20 protein-coding genes are annotated in these 17,530 nt (G+C 54.6%); 12 read left to right on the top strand and 8 right to left on the bottom strand.

Going from position 1 to position 17,530, the window contains the following annotated elements; genetic code table 11:
- The first annotated feature begins 41 nt into the window (after positions 1–41).
- A complete protein-coding gene (locus GTU67_RS15650; RefSeq protein ID WP_185778227.1) occupies positions 42–278 on the top strand; it encodes a putative hemolysin in 237 nt (78 codons plus the stop codon).
- A 93-nt stretch (positions 279–371) separates the two neighbouring features.
- Here GTU67_RS15650 and GTU67_RS00405 read toward each other — a convergent pair whose 3' ends face one another.
- The 4 genes from GTU67_RS00405 to GTU67_RS00390 all read right to left on the bottom strand — a co-directional run bounded on the left by GTU67_RS00405 (position 372) and on the right by GTU67_RS00390 (position 2,893).
- Entirely contained in the window at positions 372–662 is a 291-nt protein-coding gene (locus tag GTU67_RS00405) for a hypothetical protein (RefSeq protein WP_221893212.1), read from the bottom strand.
- A 141-nt stretch (positions 663–803) separates the two neighbouring features.
- A complete protein-coding gene (locus tag GTU67_RS00400; protein WP_185778226.1) occupies positions 804–1,004 on the bottom strand; it encodes a hypothetical protein in 201 nt (66 codons plus the stop codon).
- A 77-nt stretch (positions 1,005–1,081) separates the two neighbouring features.
- Complete coding sequence (locus GTU67_RS00395; protein WP_221893211.1) at positions 1,082–2,002, bottom strand: DMT family transporter; 921 nt, start codon at positions 2,000–2,002, stop codon at positions 1,082–1,084.
- On the bottom strand, positions 2,003–2,893 hold the full coding sequence (locus tag GTU67_RS00390) for a LysR family transcriptional regulator (protein WP_185778225.1): 891 nt from the start codon (positions 2,891–2,893) through the stop codon (positions 2,003–2,005).
- 125 nt (positions 2,894–3,018) lie between these two features.
- Here GTU67_RS00390 and GTU67_RS00385 point away from each other — a divergent pair, with 125 nt between their 5' ends.
- Positions 3,019–3,201, top strand: a complete 183-nt coding sequence (locus tag GTU67_RS00385; protein ID WP_185778224.1) for a tautomerase family protein — start codon at positions 3,019–3,021, stop codon at positions 3,199–3,201.
- A gap of 72 nt (positions 3,202–3,273) precedes the next feature.
- Positions 3,274–3,750, top strand: a complete 477-nt coding sequence (locus GTU67_RS00380; RefSeq protein ID WP_185778223.1) for a YybH family protein — start codon at positions 3,274–3,276, stop codon at positions 3,748–3,750.
- Between the two features lie 193 nt (positions 3,751–3,943).
- Here the strand turns inward: GTU67_RS00380 and GTU67_RS00375 are convergent, their stop codons facing one another.
- Complete coding sequence (locus tag GTU67_RS00375; protein WP_185778222.1) at positions 3,944–4,165, bottom strand: TIGR02450 family Trp-rich protein; 222 nt, start codon at positions 4,163–4,165, stop codon at positions 3,944–3,946.
- A gap of 223 nt (positions 4,166–4,388) precedes the next feature.
- Between GTU67_RS00375 and GTU67_RS00370 the strand changes: the two genes are divergently transcribed.
- Positions 4,389–5,840, top strand: a complete 1,452-nt coding sequence (locus GTU67_RS00370) for an aldehyde dehydrogenase (RefSeq protein WP_185778221.1) — start codon at positions 4,389–4,391, stop codon at positions 5,838–5,840.
- 57 nt (positions 5,841–5,897) lie between these two features.
- Here GTU67_RS00370 and GTU67_RS00365 read toward each other — a convergent pair whose 3' ends face one another.
- Complete coding sequence (locus GTU67_RS00365) at positions 5,898–7,151, bottom strand: GAF domain-containing protein (RefSeq protein WP_185778220.1); 1,254 nt, start codon at positions 7,149–7,151, stop codon at positions 5,898–5,900.
- Between the two features lie 258 nt (positions 7,152–7,409).
- Between GTU67_RS00365 and GTU67_RS00360 the strand changes: the two genes are divergently transcribed.
- The 4 genes from GTU67_RS00360 to GTU67_RS00345 are packed head-to-tail and all read left to right on the top strand — an operon-like array spanning position 7,410 to position 10,761.
- Complete coding sequence (locus tag GTU67_RS00360) at positions 7,410–9,146, top strand: GMC family oxidoreductase (protein WP_185778219.1); 1,737 nt, start codon at positions 7,410–7,412, stop codon at positions 9,144–9,146.
- Between the two features lie 59 nt (positions 9,147–9,205).
- Positions 9,206–9,748, top strand: coding sequence for a YaeQ family protein (locus tag GTU67_RS00355; protein WP_185778218.1), 543 nt, complete (start codon positions 9,206–9,208; stop codon positions 9,746–9,748).
- Between the two features lie 10 nt (positions 9,749–9,758).
- Complete coding sequence (locus GTU67_RS00350) at positions 9,759–10,448, top strand: AzlC family ABC transporter permease (protein ID WP_185778217.1); 690 nt, start codon at positions 9,759–9,761, stop codon at positions 10,446–10,448.
- On the top strand, positions 10,441–10,761 hold the full coding sequence (locus GTU67_RS00345) for a branched-chain amino acid transporter permease (RefSeq protein ID WP_185778216.1): 321 nt from the start codon (positions 10,441–10,443) through the stop codon (positions 10,759–10,761). The genes GTU67_RS00350 and GTU67_RS00345 overlap by 8 nt, the downstream gene beginning before the upstream one ends.
- Before the next feature lie 76 nt (positions 10,762–10,837).
- Here GTU67_RS00345 and GTU67_RS00340 read toward each other — a convergent pair whose 3' ends face one another.
- The gene (locus tag GTU67_RS00340; RefSeq protein ID WP_185778215.1) at positions 10,838–11,686 is read right to left on the bottom strand and encodes a 3-hydroxybutyryl-CoA dehydrogenase; all 849 of its coding nucleotides are present in this window, start codon (positions 11,684–11,686) and stop codon (positions 10,838–10,840) included.
- Between the two features lie 191 nt (positions 11,687–11,877).
- Here GTU67_RS00340 and GTU67_RS00335 point away from each other — a divergent pair, with 191 nt between their 5' ends.
- Entirely contained in the window at positions 11,878–13,308 is a 1,431-nt protein-coding gene (locus tag GTU67_RS00335) for a bifunctional enoyl-CoA hydratase/phosphate acetyltransferase (RefSeq protein ID WP_185778214.1), read from the top strand.
- 92 nt (positions 13,309–13,400) lie between these two features.
- Entirely contained in the window at positions 13,401–14,606 is a 1,206-nt protein-coding gene (locus GTU67_RS00330) for an acetate/propionate family kinase (protein WP_185778213.1), read from the top strand.
- A 336-nt stretch (positions 14,607–14,942) separates the two neighbouring features.
- Here GTU67_RS00330 and GTU67_RS00325 read toward each other — a convergent pair whose 3' ends face one another.
- Positions 14,943–16,604 (bottom strand): FMN-binding glutamate synthase family protein, encoded by a 1,662-nt coding sequence (locus tag GTU67_RS00325; RefSeq protein WP_185778212.1) that lies wholly within the window; start codon positions 16,602–16,604, stop codon positions 14,943–14,945.
- A gap of 167 nt (positions 16,605–16,771) precedes the next feature.
- Here GTU67_RS00325 and GTU67_RS00320 point away from each other — a divergent pair, with 167 nt between their 5' ends.
- Positions 16,772–16,969 carry a hypothetical protein gene (locus tag GTU67_RS00320; protein WP_185778211.1) on the top strand — a complete coding sequence of 66 codons (198 nt, stop codon included), beginning with the start codon at positions 16,772–16,774 and terminating at the stop codon, positions 16,967–16,969.
- 84 nt (positions 16,970–17,053) lie between these two features.
- The gene (locus GTU67_RS00315) at positions 17,054–17,515 is read left to right on the top strand and encodes a GNAT family N-acetyltransferase (protein ID WP_249417471.1); all 462 of its coding nucleotides are present in this window, start codon (positions 17,054–17,056) and stop codon (positions 17,513–17,515) included.
- Positions 17,516–17,530: the final 15 nt, after the last annotated feature.

The following is a 17,530-nucleotide window of genomic DNA, read 5'->3' as shown; positions in this document are numbered from 1 at the left end:
ATGCTGGCGGTACAATCCCGGCAAATCAAACAGGAGGGGTTATGTATAGATTCGGTGTCGTGGTTACCGCAATATTAGTTACGGGTTGCACTGTCTCGGGACCAAACCCGGCGCTCTCTATTGGTATGCCCAATCCTGCTTCGGTTTACTGCATAGAGCGGGGGGGTACGCTTGATATCCAGCAACGCCCGGACGGAGATGTCACTACATGCGTACTGTCTGATGGGTCACGAGTCGATGAATGGGAGTTCTATCGGCGCAACCACCCGAAGCAATAACGACCCGGTGCTGGCCTGAGGGATAGGGTCTTCATCTACCCCGAAGTGGGCCTCGACGGCTTCTTGCGTTCAGGTTTTCATCAGCCACACATCTTACTTTGCCAACCGAACCTCAAACCATGCCTCGGTCTCGCCCAGGTCGCGCAACCCGTCATTTCGGGCGCGCGATGCTGCGGCAAACCATTTTTTGGCCATCGCCATATCTTCGTCAGACATTTCTGCTTCTGAGGTTTCTTCGGCTGTTTGCCAGGCACGGTAGGCGGCGATGACGTTTTCTGGCCCGCCAAGCGCCCGTTCAAGTGTTCTTTGGAAACGATGCTCGGCGTCGGATCGGGCGCGTTCCGGGGTGTCGGAGGGAGGATCTTGGAGTGTGATGGTATACATAATTCAGCCCATTAATTAGACTGTTTAAATATACAGTATTTTTGGCAAAAAGAAACCCGCACGAGGCGGGAGGTATGCGCTATGTGGCTAATTTGTCTAACCAAAAAAAGCCGGCCTTTACAGGTTGACCTTTTTGTTTGCTTAGGCCAGCGCTTCTTTGGCAGCTTCTTCGGGGGTCAGGCCGTCATAGAACATGTCTGTCAGCCAATCGGCCTCGTCTTCGATGTATTGCTGGGCGTCTTTGCGCGGCACACCGGCTGCAACGAACAGTTCTTCAACTTGAATGCACCACTCAATCAGGGCGGCTTCGTCGGGGTCGGTGTCTTGGGGTGTGTTTGACATGATGGATGTCCGGTTGGGGTTGAAAAGCCATCATACGCCAGTGGTGGCGGCTGACAATGGCATGTAATTTTGTGCTGTTATTGCTTTGCCCGCAAGGCAGTCAGGTCTCGGTAAAAGTACAGCAGTAGCCCGGTAATAACCAATGCCGTGCCAATCACAATGTTGATCTTGAACGGTTCGTCATTCAGCAAAATGCCAAAACCAATGGCCAGCATGGGCGTTAATACCGTTGCCAGCGAGAGCGTGGTTGCTGATATTTTTTGCATCAGGTTGAAGTAGCAAAACATCCCCAATACCGATGAAGCAATGACCAAATAGCCGATGGCCATCATTGATCGGGCGCCCGGCATAGCTTGGGGCATTTCTGCCCAGATGAATGGCAGAAAGCAGAACGAGATGAGCGTTGAGACAAAGATGGAGCCGGACGCTTGTGCGATAGGCGGGATACGTGCGTTGATGTGTTTTACCCAGAAGATGGATATGGCGTAGGTGAATATGGCGCTGAACATTAGTACCAGCCCTACGGTGTCGAGGCGTGCTGCTTCGTCGGCCATGGTGTTGGTGTACAAGCCCACAATGGCCACCGCCATGCCAAGCCACTGAATGCCCGATAACCTGTGCCGGTAGAGCAGGTAGGCAATCAGGCCGGCCACAATCGGCGCAAAGCCGAACATCAGTGCAATCATGCCCGACGACAAGTACCCTGTGGCCAGGTAGGTAAACGTTTGCGAGACAACCAGGCTGAACGAGCCCGCCAGGTAACTGTGCAATGCCGTGCGCGTTAATGGCAGCCGTACTTTAAGCACCACCAGCACCAGGGCAATGACAGGTGCGGCCAGACAAAAGCGCAGCATTAACGACCATAGCTTGGGGATTTCGGCCACGCTCCAGACAATAGCCAGGGGCGTTAGCGCCCAGATCAAGACAAGTGATACGTATATTGGAACTACGGTCTTGATCTTTGATTCCATGGTGTACAGGGTGTGTTTTGAACCCAATTATTCTGTCTCGCCAAAAATTTCAATGGCGAAATCGATGAAGCTGCGTATTTTGGGCGTCATTCTTCTGTCAGGAGCATAAAGAAGTTGCAAAGGGCGCGTTGGCACGGAATAGTTGGGCAATAGCTCGACAAGAGTGCCGTTGACTAGGTCGTCGCGTACCAGCTCATCGGGCTGAAGCATAACGCCCATTCCCGCGCGTGCTGCAGATAATAACGCCTCGCCGCTGTCGGCCATGAAACGACCTGACACCTCGATGTTTATCGCGCCCTGCGGCGACTCAAAGTGCCAGCGTCGGCGAAGATCGGTGTACGAAAACCCCAGGCATTCGTGCCGTGCCAGATCGCTGGGATGAACAATTGGAGTGTGTGTGGCAATGTAATCGGGTGCGGCACAAAGTCGCAAGCGATAAGGGGCCAGTTTGCGTGCGATGAGTCCGCTGTCGGACAGCTCACCCACTCGGAAGACTACGTCGAAGCCTTCGTCGATCAAGTCTACGGAACGGTTTGTCAGCGAAAGATGAACGGTTACTTCTGGGTGATGACTCATGAACTTTGGCAAATGTTTAGACAGCGCATGTACGCCAAAGGACACCGGCGCATTAATACGCAATCTTCCACGCGGGGTGCCCAGACTTTGTGCTGCTACCCCCTCTGCTGCATCAACCTCGGCCAAGATGATTTTCACCCGTTCGTAAAAGGCCTCGCCAGCTTCGGTGAGACGCTGGCGTCGGGTGGTTCGGTTTAGGAGGCGTACCCCCAAGTGCAATTCAAGCGCTTGAACATGCTTACCCACCAGTTGCGGTGACATAGCCAATGCCTCGGCGGCGGCAGAGAAAGAGCCTGCTTCTACCGACTTGGCAAAAGCCTGCATGCTCATTAAGCGATCCATTCCAAATAATTAGTTTCAAGTGATGAGCTGATTAGCTCATTGATTCGGATATGTTGTCAATACTAAAGTACGAGTGCTCCAACGTCTGTACACATAAACATCAAACTAATTCTTGAGGATTCATTATGCCCGTTGTTCGCGTTGCCTGGTTTGAAGGCAAAGACACTTCCACTAAGCAGGCCGTTGCGGCCGATATCACTGAAAGCATCGTCCGGCACACGGGAACCGACCCAAAATACATTTATGTCATTTTTGAAGATGTAAAGCCGGCTGACTGGGCCGGTGATGGCAAGCTCTTCGGGGGCTAAGACCCTTATCAGTCACATTGTTGCACTGACTTTTTAGCTCAGCCTATTCACTATTATTTCTTGGAACATATCATGTTGAATACCCGTCGAATCACAGCTTCTGTCTTGCTCAGTCTTGCGCTCATTCCGACTTTTTCCAACGCATCGGCTAGCTCTGTCGAGAATACCATTCTTCAGACGCTGTCTCGATACGAATCGGCCTTGAACGCTGGTGATATCGCGACAATCGTGGATCTTTACATGCCTGATGGTGTTCAGATGGCACCTGATGCCCCAGCAGCCGTCGGGGCGCCAGCGGTGCGCGCGGCGTACAACGGCACGTTCAAAGCCGTGGCGTTTAATCTCGATTTTGAGGTTGACGAAGTCAAAGTTTTAAGCGAAAACACTGCATTGTTGCGTACGCATTCGGCTGGCACAGTCAAGGTCAATGGTACGGACCAGCCTGCAGCGCCTGCCGCCTTCAAAGAGCTGTTCGTGCTGCAAAAGCAGGCCGATGGCCAATGGAAGTTTTCACACTATGGCTTCTCCTCTTCGCCCCTGAAGCCCTGAGCGATACCGAGGTCTCGTCTATAAGTAAGCCTTCGTTAGTCTGGTGTCCCACTTCGGCTGATTCTTCGGAGACGCAGGCCGTTGTACAGCAGTGTTGACCGTAATACGGCTTCCACCAGTATCTTTTTTGGGGCCTCGACAACATTAAAGAGATAGTCTGCCGTGCCAGGGTTTAGGTCAAGAAAAGAGATGCCTAAACCCAACCCTGACGCCATTGGGTAATGTCTTTTAGCTCACGCCAGTCTATGATTTTTGTCGTTTTTGAATAGACCGCTTCCATTTCAAGCCACTTGATTGGAGTGTCGGGCGGTAAGGGGGCAATAACTTTTGTTACTAGAAAGTGTTTGTTCTTGCTTACCGGCTGGAGCGCAGTCCATTTGGTCAGCAACAATTTCTTTGGATGTAGGGGGTTCAAGCGAGTGATCCTTCTTAGAGCATGTGACGTTGCAAATAACTATGCTGATGTGTGAAGAAATTGAGGGTCTGGGCGCGGTGCAGCATCTTTTATTGTCGCGTTATGGAACAATTGGTTCAACGGGTTTTCCCTAAGTTTAGCGCCGCTGTTCACGCCCTTTACAGTCTGTCTTCGAGAGTGTGACGCACTCTCAGATTCAAGTCACTCATAATCAGGAGACATCATGGAAGCAAAATTGCTTATTGGGAATCGCTGGGCAGCGGCCAGTAGCGGAAAAACCTTTATTCGAAAGCATCCGGTGACGGGTGAGGTTGTCACGACTTGTGCTGCTGCAGGCCGGATAGATGCTCAAGAGGCGGCTGTTGCCGCCGAGGGGGGATATAGATCGTGGAAGAGCAGTGCGCCGTCTGAGCGACGGCGGTTACTGCTAAAGACTGCGGACATCCTCGAGGCAAAAACTCCCCAGTTCATTGAAGCAATGGCCAGCGAGGTAGGTGCAAGTGCGCTGTGGGCAGGATTCAACGTGCATTTGGCGGCAAATGTGTTTCGTGAAGCGGCATCGCTGGCTACTCAGATTCAGGGCGAAACCATACCGACAGATAAACCTGGTGCGTTATCCATGACCCTTCGTCAACCTGTAGGCCCCATTTTAAGCATCGTCCCTTGGAATGGGACGGTGGTGCTTGCCGCCAGGGCTATTGCATACCCCATTGTATGCGGTAACTCCGTGGTGTTTAGGGGGTCGGAGTCAAGTCCAAAAACGCATGCGCTGGTTGCCGAGGCATTGCTTGATGCTGGCTTCCCGGAAGGAGTGCTGAACTACATTAACAATGCGCCGGACCAGGCCGAGGAGGTGGTCGACGCATTGATTAGTCATCCAGCTATCCGGCGTATTAACTTCACAGGTTCCACACGCGTTGGCCGCATTATTGCCCAAAAAGCTGCTGCTCATGTAAAGCGCTGCTTGCTCGAGCTGGGCGCTAAGTCACCTTTGATTGTTCTTGACGATGCAAATGTAGATGAAGCTGTCAAAGCCGCCATTTTCGGCACTTTCTTGTATCAGGGGCAAATTTGCATGTCTACAGAGAGGCTTATCGTCGATGAGCAGGTTGCGGACGAGTTCGTGGAAAAATTTGTCGCACGGGCGCGTACGTTGACCAGCGCTGACCCGGCAAAGGATCCGGGTGCCATTATTGGCCCAATGATCAGTTCTGCGTCGGGGCCGCGAATTAATGAAATGCTGGATGATGCGTTGAGCAAGGGCGCTGTATTGCGATGTGGTGGTGTCGCTGATGGCGCGCTGATGCCAGCCACGGTTGTTGACAACGTTGATGCGAGCATGCGCATATATGACGAAGAAACGTTTGGTCCGATTACGGTTGTTATTCGGGTTAAAAATACCGAAGAGGCCATTAAAGTAGCCAACGATAGTGCTTATGGCCTTTCGTCCGGGGTGTTTTCCAAAGACGTAAACAAAGCATTAGCCGTTGCCTCGGAGATTGATTATGGGTCGGTACATATCAATGGCAGCACAGTTCAGAATGAGGCGCAGGCACCTTACGGCGGCACCAAAGCCAGTGGCTATGGTCGGTTTGATGGGCGGGCGGTTATTGACGAGTTTACCGAGTTAAAGTGGTTGACGATTGAGCCTCAGGTTCAGCAGTATCCTTTTTGAACGGTAAAAAAACTGTGTAACGTGCCCAGGGCAGCCCGAGTAGTTTGTGATAACAAACTACCCGGGTGTTTCTTTTTGTAGTGCTAATCGTCGATAAATTAGTCCTCGTGAAACTTTTAGAACTTTTGCTGCTTTGGAGATGTTTCCGTCGAATCTCTTAACGGTGTTCAGAATAATGTCTACGTCACATTCTTTCAGTGAAGAGGGGGGTGTTTCGTTATCTGGCTTGTGTCCGGGGTTTGGAAGAGGTGCGCTAGGGGCCGTTGTTGTTTGTCCAGTGGAAACAGATGTGTTTGCTATGGGTAGTGAGGATGCTGTTGACGAGCGCGTGGTTGCCATTGGCTGAAGGTGGTGTGTTGGGATCGGGCCGCACGGTTTGCGCGTTACTTTTAGCCAGATGCGCAGGCCAGAGGAAAGTTGCACAGCCAGGGGGTAGCCCGACGACCCCAATAGCAATCTATTGATCGAGCTGCCGAATATATGTTTTATGTTTAGTGGGCCATCGTCGCACCAGATATTATTGGTGTCGCCGATTAGTTGTCCTGCTACCTGATTTTGCCATAGCACGTCACCTGTTTCTGAGCATCCTATGAGGCCGACGTAAGGGGTGTTTAGAAGCGAAGGATTTAGTTGCAGCGCAATGACGATTTGGTCGGTCGCGCTTGAGGCAAGATAGTTGTTCTCGATTGAGGCGGCATACAACGATACAAGTGCAGAGGCCTGGAAAGTGAACGGGCTTCCTTCTCGGGCGATATTCAACACCCCTGCGATATTGTTGTGGATGTTTTTGATAGGGGCCGCAGCGCAGTACATGTGACTAATGTGGTTGGAAAAGTGCTCACCCCCTTTTACGGTAATCGTTTTTCCCGCTTTTAGTGCTAGGCCTGGGGCGGTTGTGCCGACGGCCTCTTCCGAAAGATTCACGCCGATTCGGTGCGCATGACGGGTAATCCCGTCGCGATCGTCATTTTTTCCGCTACAGGCAATCACAATGCCTGTAGCGTCGGTCAGTATTGCCGAGCACGAAGTGCCTGCAAGTGTCTTTTCTAGCTCGGAAACTTGCGATGACCAAGCCAGAAGCAATTGATGGTTTCGTTGCTGTGACAACGCGATCCGACTCTGCGTGACTTCATTGAATTCGGTTTTTGTGTCCGGATCAATACCTCGTCGTTGGCATCGCATCCAGGACTCGAAAACGCTACTGTCGACGACTCCAGAAGGCAACAGGCCTTCGTCAAAATAACGTCGACGCGCCAGTGAAATCCGTTCCTCTAATGTCTTGAAGAATAATGAACTTTGCGGGTCTTTCAAGTTATCCCTCCCATTAGGTTTGTCGCGTCATAAGCGCACGATTGCCCAGTATAAATGTCATTGGATGCCTTCAGAAAGCCATGGTGGGTTGTTCTGTTTCGGAACATATTCTTATCGGGAAAACCCGCGATTATGTCGGTTGGCGGCTCTGCTTAGACTTTGACCCGAGATCTTATAAAAAGGCTCATTAAATAACTAACCAAATGTACTGACACGGGCTGATCGAGTCAGCCCTTTGTTGGCCAAGGAGGAGCGGAGATGTTTGATAAAAGAAATTGTGACGGCAAGACAGATAGCTTGATGGATCGACTTGAACGATCACTGATTTCGGGAAAAATTACACGTCGGCGATTTATGATGGGTGCCGTAGCTCTGGGTTTTGCCGGTAATAGTCTGGCTGCATTGGCGGACGAGCTTGACGCTATTCGTGCCAATCAGGATAAAGGCGTTCGGAACTTGCGTAAGTCGTACGACTACATTGTCGTAGGTACCGGGTCCGCTGCATGTGCGTTGGTGGGTCGACTTGCAAGCCGCGCCGATGCTTCAATATTGATGATTGAGGCCGGCGCCTGGGATGTGGCCCCATCTGTACTCGATCCGCGAGAATGGTTTTTGAATCTTGGAACCGAACGGGATTGGAACGATATTGCACTTCCATCGCCCGGAACGAACAATCGGGCAATACCCGAGCACATGGGGCGCGTGGTTGGTGGCGGTAGCAGTATAAACGCAACGATTTGGGCGCGACCCTTCAGACAGGATCTCGATCATTGGGCGCAAGTTGCGGGTGACGACGTATGGCGTTATGAGGCGGCGCTTAAGGTAATGAAGAGAATGGAAAGTTGGCAAGGCCCGCCGTCGGCGTATCGAGGTACAGGAGGGCCGGTGTGGTGTCAGCCTGCTCAAGACCCGCATCCCGTGGCGCCGGCAATGCTTGTTGCATGTAAAACCTTGGGGCTCAGAGTATTTGATGACTTGAATGGTGAGCGCGAAGAGGGCCTGGAGGGTTTTGCGCTGATGAATCAGATCATCAAGGATGGGCGTCGTAATAGTATGGCGCGCGCTTACTTGTACCCGGTATTGAGTAAGCCCAACGTTACATTATTGACGGGTTGTCATGTTAATAGGGTCTTGCTTTCCGGAGATACCGCGACGGGCGTGGAAATAAGCCGCGACAGTAAACTCAGTGCACTGGCCGCCGACCAAGAGGTCATTTTATGTGCCGGAGGGATCAATACGCCCAAGTTACTGATGTTAAGCGGGATTGGAGATGAGAAGCACTTGAAAGACGTTAATGTAAAGCTTGCAGTGCACTCGCCGGAAGTCGGGCAGAATTTTCAAGATCACTTGTTGCACGGTGGGTGCTTGTGGGAGCCGCAGGATCATCTTCCACACCGAAACAGTGGTGCCAACGCCGCTGGATTTATTAAAAGTAATTCTGACCTAGCTGCACCGGATATCAATATCGTACAAATTGAATTGCCTTATGCAAGCGATGTTATTGCCAAGCAGTTTGATCCGCCCAAGTCTGCGTGGGCGCTATGTTCCGGGTTGGTCGCGCCGAAAAGTCGGGGCGAAATCCGGTTGCGGTCCTCTAAGCCAGAAGATCGCCCTGTAGTCGATGCAAGATTTCTGAGCCACCCGGACGATGTGAAGGCCATGGCCCGTGGCATCGAGGTTTGTCGAGATATCGGGAATTCACAGGCAATGAAGGCTTATGTAAAGAGAGAGGTTGCGCCTGGGAAAGCACTGAGGGGCGCTGAAATGGAAAATTTCGTTAGAAATGGTGCAACCACTTACTTTCATCAGTCTGGTACATGCCGTATGGGTAGCGATGCCGACGCCGTGGTGGACTCAAGGCTGAGGGTAAATGGGGTAAAGAGGCTGCGCATTGCAGACAGCTCTGTCATGCCTCGCATCGCCTCAGTCGCAACAATGGCCACCTGCGTTTACATCGGTGAGCAAATGGCTGATTTTTTGATGCCCCAGGCCTGATCTTTTAAGGGTCGGCGATTGCGATACACTGGGCACCCGTTGTTTTTTCGAGTTGCATCATGGCGTTGCGTGCCACTGTTTATAAAGCCGACCTTAATATTGCCGACAATGACCGCGGGTACTATGCCAGCCATGCGGTAACGCTGGCGCGGCATCCGTCGGAAACGGATGAGCGCATGATGGTGCGGTTGCTGGCGTTTGCCTTGTATGCCGACGATGCTGATACGCTGGCGTTTACGCGAGGTTTGTCGGAAGCCGATGAGCCCGATTTGTGGCGTCTTGATCTTACCGGAGCTATTGAGTTGTGGGTTGAAGCCGGGCTACCCGACGAGCGTCGTGTGCTCAAGGCCTGTGGCCGTTCTGACGCGGTGGTGCTTATAGCGTATGGCCGTAACGCGACCCTGTGGTGGCAGGGGGTGCAGAATAAATTGGCCCGTAACCCAAAAGTGCGCGCCTTTATGTTTGATGTAGACGGTACCCAGGCCCTGGCAGCTTTGGCCGAGCGCAAAATGACGCTTAACATCAATATCCAGGACGACACATTATGGGTGTCTTCAGACGCGGGCGAGGCCACCGTACACCTGCAGCGTCTTAACGGTTAAATCGGCGCCTATGTCTGCACGTCATACTGCGCCCACGCTGGCGGAACTGACCACGCCTGTCGCGATGGGCTATATCCCGTTAGGGATTGTCTTTGGCTTTTTGTTTGTTGAAGCGGGCGGAAGCCCGTGGCTGGCCATTGCTGCCAGCGTATGGGTATATGCGGGTGCGGCCCAATTCATGATGGTACCTATGCTGGCCGCTGGTTTACCGTTGGGCGCCATTGCGCTGGCGACGCTGGTCGTCAATTTGCGCCATGTGTTCTACGGTATCTCTTTGCTTAAAGCGGTGCCGCTGGCGGGTTGGCGGCGTTGGTACTGCATTTTTGCGCTAACAGACGAAACTTACGCTGTACTTACGGCGCTACCCGAGCACCTGCGCGGACAAAAAATGGTGTTGCTCTCGGCCCTGAATCAATTGTGGTGGGTTGGCGGTACGGCGCTGGGTGTGTGGGCGGGCTCGGTCGTACGGCTCGACCTGACCGGCCTTGATTTTGTGCTGGCCGCGCTGTTTGCCGTTCTGGCCATAGAGCAATGGCGTGCAAAGCGTTTGGTCTGGCCGGTTTGGGTGGCGGTGCTGGGTTATGGGGTGGGCTATGCCATTGCGCCAGATCAGGCCTTGGTGATTGCCATTGGCTTAAGCGTGCTGGCCGGTGCGTTGGTTAAACCGGTATCACCCACAGCAGGGGGCAGCAATGGCTGACACAAATTACGTATGGATAACGATTGCCGTGATGGCCGGCGTGACTTTCGCCCTGCGTGCCTTGCCTTTTGTGGCCGGCCGATGGTTACGTCGTCAGGGCCTGGTGCACAAACTGGGGGCGACACTGCCTTTGTCGGTAATGACACTGTTGCTGCTGCATGCCATGGTGGGCGCTGCCCGCGACAACCCTGCGGGGGTCTGGCAAGAAGGGGTGGCGATACTTTTGGTGCTTGTGCTGCAGTGGCGCACCCGAAATACGTTGCTCAGTATTGTGGTGGGTACAGCAGCCTATTTGTTGATGCGCAACCTTTAAGCACATGTTGCCTGCAGGTAGCGACCAATAACTTTCCGGGGTCGTGACCTTATTGACCCCGGAAAATTCACTTTCTTCAGTAGGTATACACACCACGGCCGGTTTTACGGCCCAGGCGGCCTGCGGCCACCATTTCGCGTAGCAACGGGCAGGGGCGGTACTTGCTGTCGCCAAATTCGGTCAGGTAAACCTCCATAACGGCCAGGCAAACATCCAGCCCGACCATGTCGGCCAGCGCCAGTGGGCCAATGGGGTGGTTGCAGCCCAGCTTCATGCCGGCGTCAATGTCTTCGGGCGTTGCCAGGCCTTCGGCCAGCACAAAAAACGCCTCGTTGATCATAGGGATGAGGATGCGGTTAACGACAAAGCCGGGCGCATTCTTGACCGTAATGGGGGTTTTGCCCAGACGCTCGGCCAGGTCTTTGACGCGTGCGTGCGTGGTATCGGCTGTTTGCAGACCTAAAATCAGTTCAACCAGCGTCATCATGGGCACCGGGTTGAAGAAGTGCATGCCGATGAATTTGTCGGCGCGCTTAGTGACGGCAGCCAGCTGGGTAATGGAAATAGACGATGTGTTAGTGGCGATGATGACGTCGCTATCCAGCATGTCGTCCAGTTGCTTCAGAATCTTGACTTTCAGTTCATGGTTTTCGGTTGCGGCCTCAATCACCATTTGCGCCGGTTTCAGGTCTTCGTAGCGCGTCGAGCCTTTAATACGCGCCAATGCCGCAGCCTTATCGGCTTCGGTAATTTTTTCTTTTTTGATCAGGCGGTCGAGGCTGCCTGTAATGGTGGCCAGACCTTTTTCGACGGCTGCGTCAGAAATGTCGACCATTACTACATTAATACCGGATACGGCACACGCTTGTGCAATGCCGTTACCCATTGTGCCGGCACCAATGATGCCTACCGTTGAAATCGTCATGTCAGTATCTCCTTGTGCATGTTTTGATGCTGCGCTGCAGTATAAACGACCGGCGAAGACAGCGGCAGATCCCTCGGCAGGCTTGCGGTTTGTCAATCGGGTTGTCATGCGGGGTTCTTACAATCGGTCGTTGATTTCGGTATGGTGACGTTTATATTGGTCATCAACTTTTTGTAAGAGCCTGTCTGCCTATGCATCGCGATACTGATTCTGAATGGATGGAAAACGTCACTTTTGACGAATTGAAGGTCGGGCAGAGCGCACGCCTGGTGCGTACCGTCACCACCGAAGATATTCAGGCGTTCGCCGCCGTCTCCGGAGACATTAACCCCGCCCACTTAAATGTCGATTACGCCAATGCGTCGATTTTTCATGGGGTTGTCGCGCATGGCATGCTGGGCGCCGCCATGATTTCAGCCCTGTTCGGCACGCATTTTCCGGGCGCCGGCACCATTTACCTGGGCCAAGACCTGAAGTTCATCAGGCCGGTACGCATTGGCGACACACTGACCGTGCTGGCCACCGTGCTTGAAAAAGTCGACCCTAAAAAGCATGTAGTCATGGACTGCCTGGTCACTAATCAGGCCGGAGACGCCGTGCTTAAAGGGACGGCACGTTTGCTCGCGCCGTCCCAAAAAGTGCGTGTCCCCCGCGTCAGCGCACCGCATATTCAGCTTTTTGACCCCGAAGCGCGCCTTAACGATTTACTGGCGCGGGTAAAAGGGGAAGACCCTGTACGTTGCGCGGTTGTGCACCCGTGCGATAGCGACTCGTTAAGCGGCGCGCTTGACGCCGCGCGTCATGCGTTGATTGTGCCTGTGCTGGTCGGCCCCGAGGGCCGTATACGGCGCGTCGCTCAAGATGCCGGGCTTGATGTGTCGGGCGTTGAAATTGTTTCGGTGGAGCATAGCCATGCCGCTGCCGAAATGGCGGCGGGTATGGCCGCCCGTAACGACGTAGCCATGCTTATGAAGGGCAGTCTTCATACCGATGAACTGCTCAAGGCGGTATTGTCTGAACCGGCCTTGCGCGCCGGGCGCCGTCTGTCTCATGTGTTCCGTTTCGACGTGCCGTTGTACCCCAAGCCTTTGCTGATTACCGATGCGGCCATCAATATCCGGCCCACGTTGCTTGAAAAAGCCGACATTATCCAGAACGCGATTGATTTCGCCCGGGTGTTGGGCGTGAATGAGCCGCGTGTCGCTATTTTGTCGGCCGTAGAGACTGTCACGCCGGCCATCCCGTCAACCATCGACGCCGCTGCCTTGTGCAAAATGAGCGATCGGGGGCAAATAAAAGGCGGCCGCCTTGACGGTCCCTTGGCTTTTGATAACGCGATTTCGCCCGACGCGGTGCGTATCAAAGGCATTGTGTCAGACGTGGCCGGGCAGGCCGATATTCTGGCGGTGCCCGACCTGGAAAGCGGCAATATGGTGGCCAAGCAGCTCGAGTATCTGGCCGGGGCGAGCGGCTCTGGGCTGGTGCTGGGCGCGCGCGTACCCATTGCCCTCACCAGTCGGGCCGACGGGCCGATGGCGAGGGTGGCTTCTGCCGTGCTGGCCGTGCTGGCGGCGCGCGATATACAACGGCGTCAGGCCGAAAACGCCTGGAAATTAGGCTGAGCAAGGTTTATCAGCCCGGATTGGCTCTGCTTTCTTTGATGCCGGGTTGATTCCTTGAGACTGGGTTAAGTGTGTTTCTTTAAAGGTAGGCGATGGCCATTCTTGCTGTTAATGCGGGCTCTTCTTCCCTGAAGTTTTCGCTGCACCCCTTGCGTGACGGTCAGGTCCAGCCATTTGTGTTGTCGGGCTGTATCGACGGGCTTGAGCCCGAAGGTTGCCCGGGCATGCGCTGGAAGTATCTGGGTAAAAATGCACAAGTCCGCCTGGCTGTGCCGCCGGGCATCGGGCCCTTCGAAGCCGCGCTTGAACGGTTGCGTGAGCTGTTATCTAGTTTGGCGCATGGCTCGGCAATCGCCGCGGTTGCGCATCGCGTTGTGCATGGCGGCGGGCAGTTTACCCAAAGCGTTGTGGTTACCGACGATATTCTGGCCAGGCTTGCATCGTTCAATTCGCTGGCGCCGCTGCATCAGCCACATAACATCGAAGGCATCCGCCGTTTTCGGAAGGCGTTTCCGGCGGTGCCCCAGGTGGCCTGCTTCGACACTGCGTTTCATGCCACCTTGCCTGAAGTCGATTACGCCTTTGCCTTGCCCCGCAAGCTTTTGGGACAGGGCATAAGACGCTATGGCTTTCATGGCTTGTCGTATCAGTACATTATGTCGGTGTTGCAACAGCAATCTGCCCGCGCCAACGCCCGCGTCATCATGGCGCATCTGGGCAACGGGGCCAGTCTGTGCGCCACGCGTCAGGGGCAAAGCATTGCCACAACCATGGGGTTTTCGGCGCTCGATGGCTTAATGATGGGCACCCGCAGCGGCTCGCTTGATGCCGGCGTTCTGCTTTACCTGATGGAGCAGGGTTGGACGCATGCCCAGATCGAAACCTTGCTATATAAGCAAAGCGGTTTGTTGGGCGTTTCGGGTATTTCGGCCGACGTACGAACGCTGCGTGCAAACGGCTCGCCCAATGCGGTAAGGGCGCTCGAACAATTTACGTATCGAGTGGTGCGTGAAGCGGGTGCGCTGACGGCGTGCCTGGGCGGCCTGGATGTGCTGGCGTTCAGTGGCGGGATTGGCGAGAACGACGCCACTTTACGTGCCGATGTCAGTGCGCGGCTGGCGTGGTTAGGGGTTGAGATTGACCCCGTACTTAACCAGAAGGCCAGTGGCAGTGAGGCCTGCACAATTCATACAGCCGACAGTGCGATTGAGGTGTGGGTAATACCCACCGACGAAGGGCGCGTTGCGGCTTCAGAGGCAGCCTTGCTATTGGCTCGTGGCGCTCATCTGGCCGCCTGAGACATTCTTAAGTTTGTTTGGGCCCGAAGGGCAAATGAGCACGTGGACTGCATACACAGGCAGTGACGCGTGCTTTGGGAGAAAGCCAGTTGGGGGGCATCTAATGCAAAGGCCCCGCCTTCTGGCGGGGCCTTACTGCCACGATGGCAGTGACACCTGATATAACAGGTGTATTCAAGAGCCGCTTCGGAGAGCGGCTAAGCTGCCCCCTGAGGGCAGTGAGTTCAATTTACTGCTGTCATTCAACGGCTTCAACCTAGGATTACTACTGATTTAGGTAACCTGATAACGGCAAGCGGCCTGGCGACAGGCGATAAGGGGGCGGACGGCAGGCGGTTATTGTGCATGCTCTTTGGCGTTGGCTTTGTTGCCCGAAAGCGCAGCACTTAAGCTGTAGGCCGGGTCGAATGAGTCGTCACGGGCCATAGGCCAGGCCACCCGGAAAATAGTCTGGCGGAATTTGCCGTCGAGGATCTCTCCGGGCTCCAGGTCGGGAAACAGAGCCGACAATACTTTGACTTCACTGCTGGAGATCCGGCGCGCAATATGGTGGGGACGCAGCTCGGTGGGGTGGCGTAGCCCCGCCGCACCCAGCAATTCGGCCAGCGCTTTTAATGTGTTGTCGTGAAACTGTTGTACACGGACCGATTTGTCTTCAACCACCAAGGCTTTTTGGCGTTTTGGGTCTTGGGTTGCCACACCAGTGGGGCAGGCACCCGTGTGGCAGGCCTGGGCCTGAATACAGCCCACGGCAAACATAAAGCCCCGCGCACTGTTACACCAGTCGGCGCCCAGCGCCATGGTGCGGGCCATGTCGAAGGCGCTGATGATTTTCCCAGATGCCCCCAGTTTTATGCGGTCGCGTAGCCCGATGCCCACCAGGGTATTGTGTACCAGCCGAAGGCCTTCGCGCAGCGGTGTGCCCACATGGTCTACAAACTCTATCGGTGCCGCGCCGGTGCCGCCTTCGGCCCCATCGACAACAATGAAGTCGGGCGTGATGCCGGTTTTGAGCATGGCCTTGGCGATGCCAAACCATTCCCAGGGGTGACCAATGCAAAGCTTGAATCCGACGGGCTTGCCGCCTGACAGGCGGCGCAGCCGGGCGATGAATTCAAGCAATTCGGCGGGTGTGCCAAAGGCGCTGTGGCGGGCTGGTGAGTTGCAGTCTTGCCCCACCGGAATGCCGCGGGCGCGTGCGATCTCGGCGGTGACCTTGGCCCCCGGCAGCATGCCGCCGTGGCCGGGTTTTGCCCCTTGCGACAGCTTGATTTCGATCATCTTCACGTTGTCATGGGTGGCGCGCTTGACGAACTCCTCTTCTGAAAAATTGCCCGCTGCATCGCGGCATCCGAAATAGCCTGAGCCGATATTCCAGATCAGGTCGCCGCCGTGCTCAAGGTGATAAAGACTGATGCCCCCTTCGCCCGTATCGTGAGCGAACTGACCCATTTGGGCGCCCTTGTTCAGCGCACGGACGGCATTGCCCGACAGGGCACCGAAGCTCATGGCCGAAATATTGAATACCGAGAGGCTATAGGGCTTGCCACAGTCGGGGCCGCCCACGGTGATGCGAAAGTTGCTGTTGTCGATATGGACCGGATTCATGGAGTGGTTGATCCACTCGTAGTTGTTGCCGTAGACATCGTTTTGTGTACCAAACGGGCGCTTGTCGATGTCGTGCTTCGCGCGCTGGTAGACCAGTGAGCGCTCGGCCCTGGAAAACGGCAGTTCGTCTTTGTCGCTTTCAATAAAGTATTGTCGGATCTCGGGCCTGATGAATTCGAAGAAATAGCGCAGATTGCCAATAACCGGATAATTGCGCCGAATGGCATGCCGGGTTTGGTTCAGGTCGTAGACGCCCAGCAGGCTCAGCCACAGGCACACGACAGCTGCCACCCACCAGGCCCCGTGATGCATTAGGGCCAGCAAGCTGAATACCAGCGTGCCGACGATGACCAGATAAAACACGGTATGGCGGGTAAGCAATTGGGGCATAAATAACTCCTGTGTTTCTGTAGGGGCCAAACCGGGCCCGCGTTTTGGCGGGCAGGGCAGCTGACTGCCAAAGGGCCGACGGTGGCAGGCTCAGCTTAACCCAGGCTGGCCATTGCAGGCCAAACATGGCACGATGACGAACGATTCAGCCCAGATGGAGTCTACCGATGAAATGTTACCCCCTGCATATGCGTCAAATCCATCAGCGGCGCCGCAGCGCTTTTTTTATACTGTCGGGGTTTGCCGATGACGCGACAGACAAGCTGCAACCTGTGCCTGGCCAGGCCGCGCACTTCAGGCCCGAACCCAGCGGCACAGACAGGCGCAACGACGATGAGCCCGAAGACGATGACGGTCGAGATTAGTCGCCGTTGGCAGCGTGGGCGGCGCCCTGACTTTTACCAACCTGCATAGCATTTTTAGCCTTGAACAAAGAAATTCCAACAACCTTGAGTAAAGAAACACAAACCGGGTTGCCGGGCACGCTGACCCTGAAAACCGGGACATGGGACGACCTGGGCGCCATGGCCCGAGAAGTGCGTTATACGGTTTTTGTACAAGAACAAAACGTTCCCGAATCGCTTGAGCTTGATGAGTTTGACTCGGTGTCGCTGCATGTGCTGGTGCTAGATGCCAACGGCCACGCCATTGGCACAGGCCGGTTGCTTCCCGATGGTCATATCGGGCGTGTTGCTGTGCTTAAACCCGCCCGCGGGCAGGGGGTTGGGGAATGCATCATGCGTGCATTAATACGCGCAGCGCAAGACCAGGGCCACACTAGCGTTGAGTTGTCGGCCCAGTGTCACGCCGCACAATTCTACGAACGCCTGGGTTTCAAGCAAGACGGCGAGGTCTACCAAGAGGCGGGTATTGCGCATGTTTTCATGCGCTGTGATTTTGGATTGGTTTAGCGCCTGGGTAGCTTG

Origin of the sequence: Pusillimonas minor, from assembly GCF_014237865.1 — a bacterium.
Classification (GTDB): Bacteria; Pseudomonadota; Gammaproteobacteria; order Burkholderiales; family Burkholderiaceae_B; genus Neopusillimonas; species Neopusillimonas minor.
This window is presented reverse-complemented; position numbering and strand designations above follow the sequence as displayed.

Excerpts from the sequence above, each read along its gene's own strand:
- GTU67_RS00405 (WP_221893212.1), bottom strand. The coding sequence starts at position 662 with ATGTATACCATCACACTCCAAGATCCTCCCTCCGACACCCCGGAACGC.
- GTU67_RS00400 (WP_185778226.1), bottom strand. The coding sequence starts at position 1,004 with ATGTCAAACACACCCCAAGACACCGACCCCGACGAAGCCGCCCTGATT.
- GTU67_RS00345 (WP_185778216.1), top strand. The coding sequence starts at position 10,441 with ATGGCTGACACAAATTACGTATGGATAACGATTGCCGTGATGGCCGGC.
- GTU67_RS00320 (WP_185778211.1), top strand. The coding sequence starts at position 16,772 with ATGAAATGTTACCCCCTGCATATGCGTCAAATCCATCAGCGGCGCCGC.
- GTU67_RS15650 (WP_185778227.1), top strand. The coding sequence starts at position 42 with ATGTATAGATTCGGTGTCGTGGTTACCGCAATATTAGTTACGGGTTGC.
- GTU67_RS00350 (WP_185778217.1), top strand. The coding sequence starts at position 9,759 with ATGTCTGCACGTCATACTGCGCCCACGCTGGCGGAACTGACCACGCCT.
- GTU67_RS00385 (WP_185778224.1), top strand. The coding sequence starts at position 3,019 with ATGCCCGTTGTTCGCGTTGCCTGGTTTGAAGGCAAAGACACTTCCACT.
- GTU67_RS00360 (WP_185778219.1), top strand. The coding sequence starts at position 7,410 with ATGTTTGATAAAAGAAATTGTGACGGCAAGACAGATAGCTTGATGGAT.
- GTU67_RS00330 (WP_185778213.1), top strand. The coding sequence starts at position 13,401 with ATGGCCATTCTTGCTGTTAATGCGGGCTCTTCTTCCCTGAAGTTTTCG.
- GTU67_RS00335 (WP_185778214.1), top strand. The coding sequence starts at position 11,878 with ATGCATCGCGATACTGATTCTGAATGGATGGAAAACGTCACTTTTGAC.
- GTU67_RS00340 (WP_185778215.1), bottom strand. The coding sequence starts at position 11,686 with ATGACGATTTCAACGGTAGGCATCATTGGTGCCGGCACAATGGGTAAC.
- GTU67_RS00355 (WP_185778218.1), top strand. The coding sequence starts at position 9,206 with ATGGCGTTGCGTGCCACTGTTTATAAAGCCGACCTTAATATTGCCGAC.
- GTU67_RS00390 (WP_185778225.1), bottom strand. The coding sequence starts at position 2,893 with ATGGATCGCTTAATGAGCATGCAGGCTTTTGCCAAGTCGGTAGAAGCA.
- GTU67_RS00370 (WP_185778221.1), top strand. The coding sequence starts at position 4,389 with ATGGAAGCAAAATTGCTTATTGGGAATCGCTGGGCAGCGGCCAGTAGC.
- GTU67_RS00325 (WP_185778212.1), bottom strand. The coding sequence starts at position 16,604 with ATGCCCCAATTGCTTACCCGCCATACCGTGTTTTATCTGGTCATCGTC.
- GTU67_RS00380 (WP_185778223.1), top strand. The coding sequence starts at position 3,274 with ATGTTGAATACCCGTCGAATCACAGCTTCTGTCTTGCTCAGTCTTGCG.